Below are 12721 nucleotides of genomic sequence, written 5' to 3'. Positions count from 1 at the left end.
ACCGAGCCATAGCCAGCAACCGCATGGCGTCACCCACACGCGGTCCGGTGCGAGTAGGTCTTCGATCGTGGTCGGCTGGCGACGGCGGCTCAAGACGTTTGGTCCGGGTCATAGAGATCATAACCCCTGATCCAACGCTCTTTTCCTGTTTTACTGTTTCGAACTTTGATCCGATCTTGATAGCCGACGCCCGTCACCTCTCCATGGCAGCATTTCCCGGTGCATCCTCCGATGCGCCAGGCGATCTTTATTCCGACCGGGAAATACTCCTTTACTGCGCGATCAAAATCAGCGGCGGCTTCATGCATTGCATGTCTTGCCATTTCAACCAACGCAATCCTGCTCCGTATCTTCATCACCTGGCTCCCATGTAGTCGTCGTAAGCCTTCAAATCGACCAGCACGCAGCGCATCGTCGCGCCGCTGATCTTGTGCACCTGCTTATTGCCGCGGTCGCGGATCACCAGATCGGGTGGTGCCTGTTTCAGCGCGCGAAACCATCCGCCTTGTGACCATCGCGTCTGGTTGAACATCCGTTCAAGCATCGGTCCCTTTGGAGGCACGGCGAGCAGCCAGCGCACCGCGCCATGCGGCGCATCGCTATCGGCTTCGCGGATCAACTTGCAGCCAGCCAGCCGTGCGGCTTCATCGGCGTTCTCAATGTCGAAGCCGTTGGCGCCGTTCTTCTGCGCGTCCTCGATCGCGCCGCCCAGCGTTACGCGGGCGCCGGAGCGCGTCAGCTCGACAGGCGACGCTATCAATTGCTCAAAGGCCAGCCGCCAGTTGTCGACGCTTTCAGCGCGCTCATCGGCCGTTGCATCGGCAATCAATTTGCCGAGCCTGGCTTCATCAGTCACAGGCAGCCCGCAATCTTCCATGTCGGCGACGCCCAGCATCAGCTGCGCGATGGCAAACAGCGTGCCATAGGTGTCCTGGCCGCGGCCGTCGATCCCGGCCGATCGCAACACGTTCTTCCAGTCGGCATGCACGCTGTGAAATCGCGGCCATGCATCCATCAGGCCGCGCAGCAGCATGCGGCCCCATTCTTCCTGTATCACCGGCGGCGGCTTGTCGCCGACCTCGAGCTTGCCCAGGTTCAACACCGCGAACCGGCTTAAATCCTGCGGCTTCATCGGCGGTAGATTGATGCCGCTGCAGAAGAAGGCGTTGCGCGCGATGAATTCCACGCCCTTGTGGTCCTGGCCGCCGCGCAGCAGCCGGCCGCCCGAGCAGGCGATGCGCGCCAGTTCGATAATCGCCACCACGCGGCGGTTGTCTTCAGCAGCCTCAAATTCGTCGATCGCGACCGGCAGCGCGTCGAGCCCCATATGTTGGCGCACGCCGGCCTCCGTGGTGTTGGCGGCGTCGATCAGCCCGCTACTCATGATCGCCTTGATCAGCGCGTTCATTTCGGATTTGCCGACGCCCTTGTCGCCCATCGCAGCGACATGCGGGCGCCAGGGCAGCGCGCCGCCGATCAACATGGTGCCGATGCCTCCCAGCACAATCATCGGATCGAGCTTCGGCCGTTCCCACGTCCAGCTCTGCAGCATCGCGAGGATCTCGCGGGCAGGGCTTTGTTCAGGCGCGATCGCATCCGGCCATGGTGTCAGGATCGAGGCCCGCCGCGGATAGAATACCCCGTCGACCTCTCCCGGTGCCGACGATACGAGCGCGGGGCCGTCGACACGGTAAAGCGCGTCGCCGCTATGCCAGATCAACCGACCGCTCTTGTCGGTCCAGGCGCCGCGGCCGCGTACCCGATTAGCAGGATCGAAAAGCCCGCGCGTCGAGGCGCCCTTTTCCAGACAGGCAATCGCCTTTTTGACTTCAGAACCGTTGATCCGCACCGCTCCCTTGGCCGCGGCCTTGGCGTCGAACCGAGGCCACGCCCAATAGACGTAGTTTGGCGTGGCCCGGAATAGCTTCATCAGGCCTTCTTCCTTCATGCTCTCGAAGGAGATCAGCTGTCCCATGCTGTCGATGAAAAATGTGGTCTTGCCGTCGACACCAAGCGGAATTACCGGGCATTGCGGCGGCAGCTTGTCGAACGGAGCGCCGGGCCAATGTCCCGCCGCATAGCCATCGCGCGGCTCCAGCGGCGCCGGATCTTCCGCCGCCTGCCGCTGGCCAATATCTTGCCGTGCATCCGCAAAGGCCGCGCGAATGCGGTTGCCGCCAGGTCGTTTTGCCAAAGCCGTACTACCTCAAGCAACCCAAAGGGCCGCTGCGATCATTTCTTTGATTTCAAATCTGATTTCTTGCGCGGGGTGATGCCATAGGCGCGCACGCCTTCGGCCGCGACGCGCTGTGCCAGCGTCGGCGCACCGTTTTTGGCGCGAAGGTCGGTGGAATTCTGGGCCAAAAACTGCCTTTTCATCGCTTCGGTCGGGCTTTCCGATCGCGTGTTAAGCGCAGGCATGCTGTTGGCGTCGCTTTGCTTTTTTGCCCGGACGATTGCCGAGCGCTTGCCCATGCCGGTCTGCATCTCATCGATCGCCGGATCGGTGTCGGAAAATGTCCGTTCCAGTCCCTTGCTCAAGCCGCTACGCTGTTGAGCGCGGATCGCGTCGCGTTTATTTGCCATCGTCATCATCCCCCTTGATCAGATCGTTGAAATCCTTGACGCCATTCGGCGGGCGGATCGCAGTTGCGGCCTTGCCGAGATTGTTCAGCTCGTCGATCCTGTCCTGCACCTTGTCTCGGGCTTGGGCGTTGTTGTCGTTGTCGAGCAGGTAGTAGATCGGATCGAATGCCGCGTGGTCGACGGGCAGCGCCATCATCAGGTCGAATGATCCGGCTGCCCAGATCCTGTCCTTGATATCGAAAGCGCAACTCAGGCAATTCTCGATACCTTCGCCGGTGCCGAGGCCTTCGATCAAGCCGTCTGCCAGTGCTTCCTCCAATGGCAGGTTGGATGATCCGCGCGTCAGCCGGATCGCCGATCCCTTGGCGTCGCCGCGCATCAATTTCGGTTCGCTCACATCAGCCTTGCCGCTGCCGTCGGCGCGTAGAAACGTACAATGCACCGCCGTAATATCGCCGGCCAGGTTGCGCATCGCCGCAACCATCGCCGGCCCTTGATAGCCGTCCTGCAGCTTGGTCCATGGCGTCGTCGAGCGATCCCACTGCGCGCTTTTCCAATGTTCGAGCCGCGGAATGAAGCGCAGATCGGCTTCCGGATTAGGGATCAGCTGATAGGCGATCCGCCGCGAAGCCAGATAGATCTCGGCCGCGGTGCCTGCGATCGGCAAAGTTCGCCGCCATATCGCAATTGCCTTTTTGCGCCGATCGGCGGATGTCTGCGACGCGGCGGCGTTGCTGATGGATACCTGATTGCGCGCGCTCGCCTTGATGCGACCGAGCTCGGCAGGATCCATCTTTTCCAGCCCGAGAAAATCGCGCGCCCAGCGCAGCGCAAAGCGTCGGTCTCCGGGGCATTTGTTGACGTATGAAATCAGGTCGATCACATCGCCATGGCAGATCGGCCCGCTAGGCGAATATTCATTGAAGCCGCCGGCGGCGGGGCCAGACGTCCAGATCACAAAGGAGCCCGGCCGCTTGTCGTCGCGCGTCGGATTGAGCGGCGTGAAAATCGGTGTTGTCACCGGCCACCGCGGAAACAGCACACCGAGCAACCGCGTCAGATCGCGCTGCAGCAGCCCTCGGATCTCGCGTGGTTCGATGCGGACGGTCATTTTGGCGGCCCGCAGTCAGAGGTGGTAAGCAAAATCAGCTGCGCGGTGCTCATGCCTGGCCTCCGCGTTGCGACGGGCCGTAACCCGCTGCGATCAGATCAAGCGTGAGTTGCCGCGCGATCTCCTCGGGGCAATCCAGCATGATCTTGGCGTCCTCCTGGCCGTAGCCGACGATCATCACGCTGCCATCGCGCGAGGCGGCGACACGGACGCGGTGCAGTGTCTCGGCAGTTGCGTTGCCCATCACACATCCCCCGGCAGGATCAATGGTGATCGCCGCGCCCGCGTCACCTTCGGCGCCACGACGCGATGAATGGTTGTCAGCATCCGTTCCAGCGCGGCACGCGGCGGCATCTGGGCGTTTTGCGTTTCGATCACGTTCTCGATCAGCAGGCCGGACACCGCGGCGACTGCCTGAAACATCGCCGCGGGATCGGTGCGATTGTCGCGCTCGACTTCCAGCACGTCGAGGAATGGCGGCACCAAAGCGAGCATGCACCGCGCCATTGCGCCGTCCGCATTGCCCTGCGGCGCCATCGCGGCGAAGGCCGCCCGATGCTGATCCCATTCGTTGCGCAGCGGGTGACGGAATGTCATTCGTCCCTCCCTGTCATCATGCGCACGATGGCGCGGATTTCGTCGTCGAAAGCCGCGTCGTCGCGGTGGTCTTCGACGCGGCGCAGCGCCAGGCAGACCGCGGCGCGCGATAGGCCGAGCGCGCGATGCAGCGAGGCATTGCGAATGTTGCAGATGATCGATGTCAGATAGATCGCGATCTCGCGCGCCTGACTGGCCTGGCGCCAGTTGGGATCTCGCGTCAGCTCGCCGACCCGCGCCAATTGCATCATCACCTGCGAAAAATCGAGCCCGCGGCGATGGCACACCAGGGCGAGAAACCCGCAGAACGCCGTCGAGGCCAGTGTGTCGTCATCACGCGTCGCTGCGAAGGCGCGTTGGCTTTGGCCTTGGCAATCCGGACGCAAAATCCGCTCCTGACATTGTGTGTTTGGCGCGGGCGACCGGTGCGTCGTCAGCCGCGGATCGGCGCGGAGTGCTGTATCGCGGATCAGATCGAGTTGCCCGATCATGATGCTGCCAACCGTTTTTCGGCGGCACGAAGATCGCTCCACATGAAGCAGGTCAGCGAGTTGATATACATGATCGCGCGCTGTTCCCGCCGCTCGCTGCGTTCGCTGCGGGCATAGGCCAGTTCGGCGATGGTCTCGATCAGGCAGGTCGCCTCGTAATCGATCAGCCCATGCGTCACGTCGACCCGCAAGCGCTGCAGCTTGATCTCGCCTTTTAATTGCCGCAGCGTCGCGTCGCTGATGTCGATGGTGCGGTCATCCACCATCTTGTCGGCGATCGTCAGCAGCCGCCGCAGCAGCGGGATATGTTCGCTCGCGCTCATGGTTCTTGGCTCTCTGTCAGTGCTGATTTTTCATCGGCATAACTCATGTTGAGTAATGCTCTTGCAACCAGGTGCCACACATGAAGATCAAGTCGTGGGTAGTTGGTTACAACGGCCTTGCGGTTGACGCTGCGGCGATCCAAGGCTTCCTTGTCCCGACCGCGCAATGTCTCCACTTGATAGTTGCCGCGTCGGTTTGTACCGCCGATATTGCAAATCAGCATTCGGGCAATCTCCGTCACCTTTCCAGAGATCGCGCTATGAAGCTCGACGCGAACCACAATCATCACTTCGCCCTCCAATGGATCGCCATGATGAAACAGGCCGGCTCGCCGCCGATCGCCTCGGTGACGGCGACGATCTTGGCGCCGCCATTGCGCCTCGAAAAATCCGCCACCACCCGCGCCATCGCGGCGTTGGCCTCGGCTGGCCAGGTGACGCTGCGATGGCCGATCTCGCCGCGGCCCAGCGCGGCGAGGTCGAATTCGTTGAGCGCCAGCACCGCGGTCGCCACGTTGCAGCCGGCAAAATCCAGCCCGCATGCGCGCTCGATATCGCCGCGCTGGCGCCGCGTCGCGGCGTCGAGCTGGGTGTGGGGCGTATCGCCGAAAAGGGTTGCGTCGTCGCTCATGGAGCACACCTGAAATGCAGGTGCTGCGTCAGCAGGCCGACACAATCCAGATTGCTCGTGCCAGCGTTAACGAAGGGATGATCTGCCCCGCCATCGCCGGATGATTCGCGCATGGCGATATACAACATGGTCGGGTTGAGCTCGCCGCGCTCGATCCGTGCCACGGTGTCGCGCAGCGCTTCCAGCGGCGTCCACGCCAGGGCGTCGCCTTTTCGATCAGCGCGCACCGACCCGAGATTGATGATGTCGCTATTGCTCATGCGCCGATCCTCTGTCGTTCGCGGGCGCGGTGCAGCGCCGCCTCTACCGCGGCCTCGGAGGTGATCAGCCGCGCCGCGATCGCGCGCGTATCGAAGCCGGCGGCGAACATGTCCCCGGCAATGATGATCAACGCCTCATCGGCGGCGCCATCGCGCCACGTCGGCCGGCTGTTGACCTTGGGCGGGCCAAATGAGGCATCGGGTCTCATGCGGCCTCCGATGCGTCTCGATCGGCGGCCAATGCCGCCTGCACATGGGGCAGGGTGGCAAGATGGCGGGCGAGCCGGATTTCCTCGGCTGACAGCACGCTCTCGATCCTGTCGAGGGTCGACGATAGCGGCACCGTGGCGACGTTGAGCGTGCGCCCGATCGTGCTTTCATCGAGCCCGCTTTTCGCCGCGATCGCTTTGCGTTGCAGCCGGATGGCGGCGATGCGATTGGTCAAATCCTGGAGCCGATTGGACAAGGGTACCGATCCCGCTTAATGTGCATACTTGCACACCGAAATCTGATTTGCGGCACATCGGCAAGCGAAATGTTCTTCGAAGGCACAGCGATCGACTCCGTGCATATTCCGGCAGGCACTTACGCCGTCCGGAGCCGGACATTGCCGACCAAAAACAGCCGCAGCGAGACCAAAAAAGCCGTGCAGACACGTCAGCGCGCGTGGCTGGTCGAGGTCCTGGAAAAAACCCAGCTCAAGCCCACGCAGCTGGCGGCTGGTGCCAACATCACCAGTACGACCTTGACGCGGATGCTAAATAACGAGGATTATTCGGGAACTCTCTCGCCAGAGACAATCGAGAGGATCAAGGGAGCCTATAAGGTTCCGGGCCCGGAGGAGTTCTCGCGAAGTGGTAGGTCTCCCCTGATTGGCTTTACAGAAGCCGCGCGCTTTGATGTTCACAGGGAGAAGGGCGAACTTGGGCGCATTGTCGCAGCTATCCTGCACGGACATGCGAATATGTATGCCTGGCGCCTGAAAACTATGGCTTTGGAGGGCGTCGGCTATCTTTCCGGCGATATCGTCTTCGTTCGCATGCTGGAAGAAGGCCAGTCGCCAAGGCCGCAAGACGCCGTTTGTGCCCATATAACCGACTATCAGCACGGAGCGGCAGAGACGGTATGGCGGGTGTTCGACCCTCCGTTTCTCGTCGGCGCCGCCAATGATCGCACGGCCTATAAGCCGGTGCTGGTCGATGGCGATCGGGTGAAAATCGCCGGTGTCATCGAGCAAAGCTATCGGCCGCACGCTCTGTCGACGATGCGCTGATTGCTGCCTTTTGCCACTGCCGTGCCGATCTTGACCGTCAGATAATTCAAGGTTGCGCCGGCCAGCAGGGCAACGGCCGCTCCCGTCACGAAATCTGAAAAATCATCGTAGCGCTCGCGGTAAATGGCGACCGCGCCGCAGGTCACCGCATTAGCAAATGTGATGAGACCCACGGCAACCCGTGGGTGAGCGAGCGCGTCGAGCGCAACCGCGACCCCGATCAATCCCCCGCTGATGACGAGAAGCGCAGCCGCGATCAACATCCGGCTATCCTAGCAGGGGATAAATCTTCCGGTAGGTCGTTTCATGTGAAACGATGCCGGATTAAAAATGCAAGCTTGCATTTTTCTATATGCAAGATAGTAGTGGTGGCTCCACTGATTTGCACGGAGCCGAGCATGTCATCACCTAAACGGACCACCCCCGAAGATCTCGCCGTCGCCCGCCGCATCAAGTCGGCGCGGTTGCAGCAGGGCGTCAGCCAGGAAAATGTCGCCGAAGCCCTCGGCATCACATTCCAGCAGATCCAGAAATACGAGACGGGCGCCAATCGCGTCAGCGCTGGCCGGATTGTGATGATCGCGCGCGCGTTGGATTGCCCTGTCACCGACCTGCTGGAGTGCGGCGCCACTGAAATCGCCAATCCAGCCTCGGTTCCAATGCTGGCAACCAAGGATGGCGTCAAACTGGCGCGCGTCTTCAACCGCATCTTGAGCCCGACATTGCGCCTGATGGTGCTGCGCCAGGCCGAATTGATCCTCGAGATCGACGAAAATGTCGCGCTGGCCAAGCCGGCGCTACAGGCCGCGGAGTAGCGGCGATGTCGATGGTATCAATCCTGATCTCGATCCAGATTCTCACCACGCTGGCGCTATCCGCCGGCGTCGCCGCCGCGCTGTGGCCGGCAAAGAAGGCGGCCGCGCCGACGCCTATTGAGAGGCGGCCATGAGTGTTTCAGTGCCGGTCGGCGACGCTCTGTTCGGTCTGTTCATCATCTCCATGATGCTGTTTGCCCTGAAAGCGGGGTGCCGGCGATGAGCGCCGAACGCAATGGCGGCGCCTGGTCGTTCCAGTGCGACAGCTGCACCGAACATCTCGACACCAATGAACGCGGCTTCGAGGCCGCGCTGAGCGAGGCCAAGAGCGAGGGCTGGCAGCCTTATCTCGCGCTCGGCCATTGGAACCACGCTTGCCCCAACTGCAAGGAGTGCCGATCGTGATCTGGACCCCCGAGGCAATCGAACGCAACCTGCCGATGTGTGCCGAGGAAATCGCCACCCGGCTCGGCTACAAGGACGTCAACACCTTTTATCGCAACCGACACAAGCTCAGCCTGATCGAGGGCATGCCGCGGCCGATCAGCCGCACGGGCAAGCAGGCCTATGACCGGGCAGGGATGGAAGCCTGGCTGACCCGCCACGATCCGCGCCGGCCGCCCGCCGCCGCCAACGACGCCATCGCCCCGCCGGCGCCGTCCAGCGACGGCGAGTGGAATAGTTTCCTGCATCAGCACTACGGGGCGGACGCATGAGCACGAGCGACAAAATCCTCACCGCTCAGGCCGCCACCAATCAGATCGACCATCTGCTGGTTTCGCCTCTCAACCAATTGCTGCGCTCGCTGGCCCCGGGCAACGGCGCCGGGGTCTTCGCAGATCCACGCGGCGTGCGCCATGCCATGCGCGCTGCTGAGGTTGCCTTGCGAAAGGCCCAGGAGGTCTACGAAAGCACCGCCTGGCCGACATTTGAAGACTACGACGCATCTTGACACCGCCCGCCAGCCGGTGATCGGCTGGCGGTTCCACCACCGCGCGGCGGGCTTGCCCGCTTCGCGTCGCTAGATGGTTGAGGGACCGATGGCGAAAATCTCACTGCCCTATGTCGCCTGGCGCGACGGGCGACCGCGCTTCGTGCCGGGCGCTCGGGAGCGGGCGCTTGGCTTCAAGGGCCAGGATCTGCGCCACGATGATGGCCGCTGGTTTTCGCTGGACGAAGCCCGCGGCTTCGCGCTGACCCGGCAGCAGGAGATCGCCACCCAGCGCGCCACCGGGCGCAGGCTGAAAACCCCGCCGGTGCCGCGCGGCCGCACCGTCGCCGATCTGTGGGAAGCCTATATCCGCTCCAATGAATTTCGCGGCAATGCCGCCCTCGGCGTCAAGGGCCTCGCTCCGAGCTCGCAGGCGACCTATCGCAAATGGGTGCGCCCGCTGCAGGCCGAGCCGCTGTGGCACGCGCCGGTCGGCAGCCTCGATCCGATCATCCTCAAGGCGCTGCACGAGCGCGTCCAGGCCGCCCGCGGGCTGGCCATGGCCAAGGGCATGATGGCGGTGCTGCAGTCGATGCTGAGCTGGGGCCGGTTGCGCGGCTGGCTGCCCAAGGTGCAGGGCCACACCATCGAAAACCCCGCCAACCGGCTCAAACTGCCGCAGGCCCCGGTGCGGCTGCGCATCGGCAGCGACGTCGAAATCGTCGCGCTGGTCGCCGCATCGGACGCCGTCGCCTGCAACGGCGTCGTGCTGTCGGCGATCGGCGACGGCGTGCTGACCGGGCTGTTTTCCGGGCAGCGCAAGAAGGACGTGTTGAACTTCATCCCGGGCAGCGCGAGCAACAGCAGGATCGAGCTGGTGCAGAGCAAGACCGGCGCCCGGGTGTCGATCCCGATGGCGCCGCGGCTGCTGGAGCGGATCGAGCAGGGCAGGGCCCGGCGCGCCCGCGCGGGCTATCGCGTCACCGCCGCCAATATCGTGATCAATGAGGGACTCGGCCTGCCCTATAACGGCGCCACCTTCGCCGACCACTTCCAGCAGGTGCGCGCCGCCGCCGTCGAGGCCGGCTGCGCCAGCGTGGCGGACTTCACCTTTCCGGATCTGCGCGACACCGCCGTCACCTGGTACGCCCGCGCCGGCTGCACCGTGCCGGAAATCGCCAGCATCACCGGCCACTCGCTGGCCTCGATCTACGGCATCCTCAAGCATTACCTCGCGCTGGACGGCGAGTTGGCCGACAACGCGGTGAAAAAACTTGTGGATTACATGGAGCGGGAAGGGCTGGCGGTATGAGCTACAGCGGACCAGCAACGATCGCCTGCCGGTGTGTTGCGTGTGGCAGAGTAACCAACGAACAGTCGTTTAACACCGATCATGCTTATCCGGTTAACACACACAAACGCTAAACCCTACTAGATGTAGACGGGAGAAATCACAATGAATGCCATGTCACCTGTGCCCGCCGATCACCCGCTGATGATCGAGTGGACCGCCTACCAGCAGACTGACGAGTTCAAGAACACGTTCAAATGGGCGACCAGCGCCATTCTGATTGCCGCAGAGGCCAGCGCGCCCGAAGCAAATCGCGTGGACCCCATTGAGCAACGTGAACGGCGCGCGCAGGGAACACTCTGGGCAGCTTTTATGGCTGGTTTTAACGCGGCGACGGAGCGCGCCGCTGGCCTTCACGAGCAAATCAATCCAGCGAGCGACCAAGAGCGTCACGATCACATTCCCGGCGCTGGAGCGATGGGTGCAGTCATCGAATACCGCGACACAATTCGAGCGGTGCGCCGATGAGCAACGAGCAGTCTTATTTTGATGCGCTAAAGAAGATCGCTCGCGGGTATCAGACCGTCGATCAGCTTCGAAAGCGTGGTGGTCAATACGGCCTGGACGCCGCCGAAGAAATCGAAATGTCCTACGAGAATATCCAAGCGGAGGCCGCGCGCGCCATAAAAGGAAAACGGAGGCCGAAGCCATGACCACAACATCTAGGGCCGTATGTCCAAACCGGATAGGCATGACACCGATGACTATGAAAGGCGCGAAAAGCTTTGGAGCTGCGGCTGTCGGTTTACGAAGAATGTCTCACGTGAGACTTTCCCGGATGTCTCATGTTCTCATTCTGTCCCATCGTCAAGCCGGTAACCAATTGATGGTTAACGATTAATTCCTGCGGCGAATGAGCGACAGGGTTAAAGCCTTGTTTACTGGAGACGTGTTTACTCAAATCACAGTTGATGTTGCGTATGAGTGAGTAACCATGTCCCGCGTAATCGAGTTACTAAGCTCACGCCGGGCGCCGCAGATCGCGGCGCTGGCGTTGATGTCGATCGGTTTCAGCGGCTGCAGCGCCGATATGCAGACGCGCTTCCAGGAAAACCCGTTCGCGACCCGCGAGGCCACCGGCTCGGTGGCTGCGCGTCCGGTGTATGACGAGCAGCGTCAGCTGCCGCAATATAACCGGCCGCAGTATCAGCCCCAATACCAGCCGCAATATCAGTCGCAAGCATTGCCGCCGCCGATCTCGGCGCCGCGCAGCTATCCGGTTGCAAGCGCTGGCAGCGTGTCGGGCGGGGGACGCGGAGTCGGCTCCTATGTGCCGCCGGCCAGGGCGCCGATGGAATCCACCGGCGCCGTGGCGCCGCGCTCGGTCGCTGCGGTCAAACCAGCGCCTCGCGCCTCCGGCACCACGATCATCGTCGGCACCAGCGATACGCTGGACGGGTTGGCGCGCCGCTATCATGTAAGCACGGCGGAGATTCTGCACGCCAACGGCTATCGCGGGCCGCGCTCGCTACAGCCGGGCCAGTCGCTGATCATTCCGCAGCGCCAGGCGAGTGCGGAGCCGCCGGTTCCGATTGCCGCCCCTGCCAGCCGTCCGGTCGCTGTGGCTGCGGCCCAGCCCGCCGCGGCGAATCGTGTCCACTACGTCAATCCCGGTGAGACGCTGATGAGCATTGCGCGCCGCAATCACCTGCCGCTCTCCGAACTTGCCCGCGCCAATGGCATGGACACCAAGACCAAGCTGCGGATCGGCACCAAGATCATGGTGCCGTCCGGGCGCACCGCTACGGCTTCCGCTGCGCCCGCGCCGACGCAGGCCGCCGCGGCGCCAGCGACCGGCACGCCCGTAAAGGTGGCTGCGGCTGCTCCCGAACCGGTTCAGAAGGTGCGCATGGCGACCGCCACAGCGACTCCCGAAGCTGCGACGACCGCAACCAAGTCCGCAGTGAAAACCGCCGAAGCCACCGGCGCGTTGCCGACCTTCCGCTGGCCGGTGCGCGGCCGGGTGATCACCAGCTACGGCGCCAAAACCAACGGCAAATCCAATGACGGGATCAATGTCGCGGTACCCGAGGGAACGCCGGTCAAGGCCGCCGAGGACGGCGTGGTCGCTTACGCCGGCAATGAGCTGAAGGGCTACGGCAATCTGGTTCTGGTGCGGCATTCCAACGGCTACGTCACCGCTTATGCCCATGCCAAAGAGCTGCTGGTGAAGCGCGGCGAGACCGTCAAGCGTGGCCAGACCATCGCCAAGTCCGGCCAATCCGGCGAAGTCGGCTCACCCCAGCTGCACTTTGAAATCCGCAAGGGATCGTCGCCGGTCGACCCGCTGCAATTCCTCAACGGCGCCTGAGCGCCGCTGAGTTCACCCATCACCGTCGACGATGCCCGGCC

At 62.8% G+C, this 12721-nt stretch carries 24 protein-coding genes; 10 read left to right on the top strand and 14 right to left on the bottom strand.

Annotation, left to right across the window (positions count from 1 at the left end; all coding sequences use genetic code 11):
* Positions 1-89: 89 nt before the first annotated feature.
* From RBJ75_RS05850 to RBJ75_RS05790, 13 genes are read right to left on the bottom strand one after another with little or no spacing between them, the layout of a single operon-like run.
* Positions 90-356, bottom strand: a complete 267-nt coding sequence (locus tag RBJ75_RS05850) for a hypothetical protein (RefSeq protein WP_152647814.1) — start codon at positions 354-356, stop codon at positions 90-92.
* Entirely contained in the window at positions 356-2194 is a 1839-nt protein-coding gene (locus RBJ75_RS05845) for a hypothetical protein (protein ID WP_044415443.1), read from the bottom strand. The genes RBJ75_RS05850 and RBJ75_RS05845 overlap by 1 nt, the downstream gene beginning before the upstream one ends.
* A gap of 38 nt (positions 2195-2232) precedes the next feature.
* Positions 2233-2586 carry a hypothetical protein gene (locus RBJ75_RS05840; protein ID WP_276156259.1) on the bottom strand — a complete coding sequence of 118 codons (354 nt, stop codon included), beginning with the start codon at positions 2584-2586 and terminating at the stop codon, positions 2233-2235.
* The gene (locus RBJ75_RS05835; RefSeq protein ID WP_044415447.1) at positions 2576-3697 is read right to left on the bottom strand and encodes a toprim domain-containing protein; all 1122 of its coding nucleotides are present in this window, start codon (positions 3695-3697) and stop codon (positions 2576-2578) included. Before RBJ75_RS05835 ends, RBJ75_RS05840 begins: the two co-directional genes overlap by 11 nt.
* A 49-nt stretch (positions 3698-3746) precedes the next feature.
* Positions 3747-3941 carry a hypothetical protein gene (locus RBJ75_RS05830; protein ID WP_044415449.1) on the bottom strand — a complete coding sequence of 65 codons (195 nt, stop codon included), beginning with the start codon at positions 3939-3941 and terminating at the stop codon, positions 3747-3749.
* Positions 3941-4294 (bottom strand): hypothetical protein, encoded by a 354-nt coding sequence (locus tag RBJ75_RS05825; protein WP_044415451.1) that lies wholly within the window; start codon positions 4292-4294, stop codon positions 3941-3943. Before RBJ75_RS05825 ends, RBJ75_RS05830 begins: the two co-directional genes overlap by 1 nt.
* On the bottom strand, positions 4291-4785 hold the full coding sequence (locus tag RBJ75_RS05820; protein ID WP_044415453.1) for a hypothetical protein: 495 nt from the start codon (positions 4783-4785) through the stop codon (positions 4291-4293). The genes RBJ75_RS05825 and RBJ75_RS05820 overlap by 4 nt, the downstream gene beginning before the upstream one ends.
* Positions 4782-5108: a hypothetical protein gene (locus RBJ75_RS05815; RefSeq protein WP_044415455.1), complete on the bottom strand. Its 327-nt coding sequence runs from the start codon at positions 5106-5108 to the stop codon at positions 4782-4784. Before RBJ75_RS05815 ends, RBJ75_RS05820 begins: the two co-directional genes overlap by 4 nt.
* On the bottom strand, positions 5105-5395 hold the full coding sequence (locus tag RBJ75_RS05810; RefSeq protein ID WP_044415457.1) for a hypothetical protein: 291 nt from the start codon (positions 5393-5395) through the stop codon (positions 5105-5107). Before RBJ75_RS05810 ends, RBJ75_RS05815 begins: the two co-directional genes overlap by 4 nt.
* Positions 5395-5739, bottom strand: coding sequence for a hypothetical protein (locus RBJ75_RS05805; protein WP_044415459.1), 345 nt, complete (start codon positions 5737-5739; stop codon positions 5395-5397). Before RBJ75_RS05805 ends, RBJ75_RS05810 begins: the two co-directional genes overlap by 1 nt.
* Positions 5736-5999, bottom strand: a complete 264-nt coding sequence (locus RBJ75_RS05800; RefSeq protein WP_044415461.1) for a hypothetical protein — start codon at positions 5997-5999, stop codon at positions 5736-5738. The genes RBJ75_RS05805 and RBJ75_RS05800 overlap by 4 nt, the downstream gene beginning before the upstream one ends.
* Positions 5996-6208 (bottom strand): hypothetical protein, encoded by a 213-nt coding sequence (locus tag RBJ75_RS05795; protein ID WP_044415463.1) that lies wholly within the window; start codon positions 6206-6208, stop codon positions 5996-5998. Before RBJ75_RS05795 ends, RBJ75_RS05800 begins: the two co-directional genes overlap by 4 nt.
* Entirely contained in the window at positions 6205-6465 is a 261-nt protein-coding gene (locus tag RBJ75_RS05790; RefSeq protein WP_044415465.1) for a hypothetical protein, read from the bottom strand. The genes RBJ75_RS05795 and RBJ75_RS05790 overlap by 4 nt, the downstream gene beginning before the upstream one ends.
* Before the next feature lie 69 nt (positions 6466-6534).
* Here RBJ75_RS05790 and RBJ75_RS05785 point away from each other — a divergent pair, with 69 nt between their 5' ends.
* Entirely contained in the window at positions 6535-7272 is a 738-nt protein-coding gene (locus RBJ75_RS05785) for a helix-turn-helix transcriptional regulator (protein ID WP_044415467.1), read from the top strand.
* Here RBJ75_RS05785 and RBJ75_RS05780 read toward each other — a convergent pair.
* Positions 7239-7535, bottom strand: coding sequence for a hypothetical protein (locus RBJ75_RS05780; RefSeq protein ID WP_044415468.1), 297 nt, complete (start codon positions 7533-7535; stop codon positions 7239-7241). The two genes, RBJ75_RS05785 and RBJ75_RS05780, sit on opposite strands and share 34 nt — an antisense overlap.
* Before the next feature lie 135 nt (positions 7536-7670).
* Here RBJ75_RS05780 and RBJ75_RS05775 point away from each other — a divergent pair, with 135 nt between their 5' ends.
* The 9 genes from RBJ75_RS05775 (at position 7671) to RBJ75_RS05735 (ending at position 12680) form a co-directional block, all read left to right on the top strand.
* Positions 7671-8087 carry a helix-turn-helix domain-containing protein gene (locus RBJ75_RS05775; RefSeq protein WP_044415470.1) on the top strand — a complete coding sequence of 139 codons (417 nt, stop codon included), beginning with the start codon at positions 7671-7673 and terminating at the stop codon, positions 8085-8087.
* Between the two features lie 5 nt (positions 8088-8092).
* Entirely contained in the window at positions 8093-8221 is a 129-nt protein-coding gene (locus RBJ75_RS05770) for a hypothetical protein (RefSeq protein ID WP_276156260.1), read from the top strand.
* An 85-nt stretch (positions 8222-8306) separates the two neighbouring features.
* Positions 8307-8492, top strand: a complete 186-nt coding sequence (locus tag RBJ75_RS05765; protein ID WP_044415471.1) for a hypothetical protein — start codon at positions 8307-8309, stop codon at positions 8490-8492.
* Positions 8489-8803, top strand: coding sequence for a hypothetical protein (locus tag RBJ75_RS05760; RefSeq protein WP_152647817.1), 315 nt, complete (start codon positions 8489-8491; stop codon positions 8801-8803). Before RBJ75_RS05765 ends, RBJ75_RS05760 begins: the two co-directional genes overlap by 4 nt.
* Positions 8800-9039 carry a hypothetical protein gene (locus tag RBJ75_RS05755; RefSeq protein ID WP_044415475.1) on the top strand — a complete coding sequence of 80 codons (240 nt, stop codon included), beginning with the start codon at positions 8800-8802 and terminating at the stop codon, positions 9037-9039. The genes RBJ75_RS05760 and RBJ75_RS05755 overlap by 4 nt, the downstream gene beginning before the upstream one ends.
* Positions 9040-9127: 88 nt before the next feature.
* Complete coding sequence (locus RBJ75_RS05750) at positions 9128-10330, top strand: tyrosine-type recombinase/integrase (RefSeq protein ID WP_044415477.1); 1203 nt, start codon at positions 9128-9130, stop codon at positions 10328-10330.
* Between the two features lie 144 nt (positions 10331-10474).
* A complete protein-coding gene (locus tag RBJ75_RS05745; RefSeq protein WP_044415479.1) occupies positions 10475-10837 on the top strand; it encodes a hypothetical protein in 363 nt (120 codons plus the stop codon).
* Positions 10834-11022 carry a hypothetical protein gene (locus RBJ75_RS05740; RefSeq protein ID WP_044415481.1) on the top strand — a complete coding sequence of 63 codons (189 nt, stop codon included), beginning with the start codon at positions 10834-10836 and terminating at the stop codon, positions 11020-11022. The genes RBJ75_RS05745 and RBJ75_RS05740 overlap by 4 nt, the downstream gene beginning before the upstream one ends.
* A gap of 281 nt (positions 11023-11303) precedes the next feature.
* Entirely contained in the window at positions 11304-12680 is a 1377-nt protein-coding gene (locus RBJ75_RS05735) for a peptidoglycan DD-metalloendopeptidase family protein (protein ID WP_044415403.1), read from the top strand.
* The last annotated feature ends 41 nt before the right edge of the window (positions 12681-12721 follow it).

It is taken from the genome of Rhodopseudomonas sp. BAL398 (assembly GCF_033001325.1).
Lineage (GTDB): Bacteria > Pseudomonadota > Alphaproteobacteria > Rhizobiales > Xanthobacteraceae > JARJEH01.
This window is presented reverse-complemented; position numbering and strand designations above follow the sequence as displayed.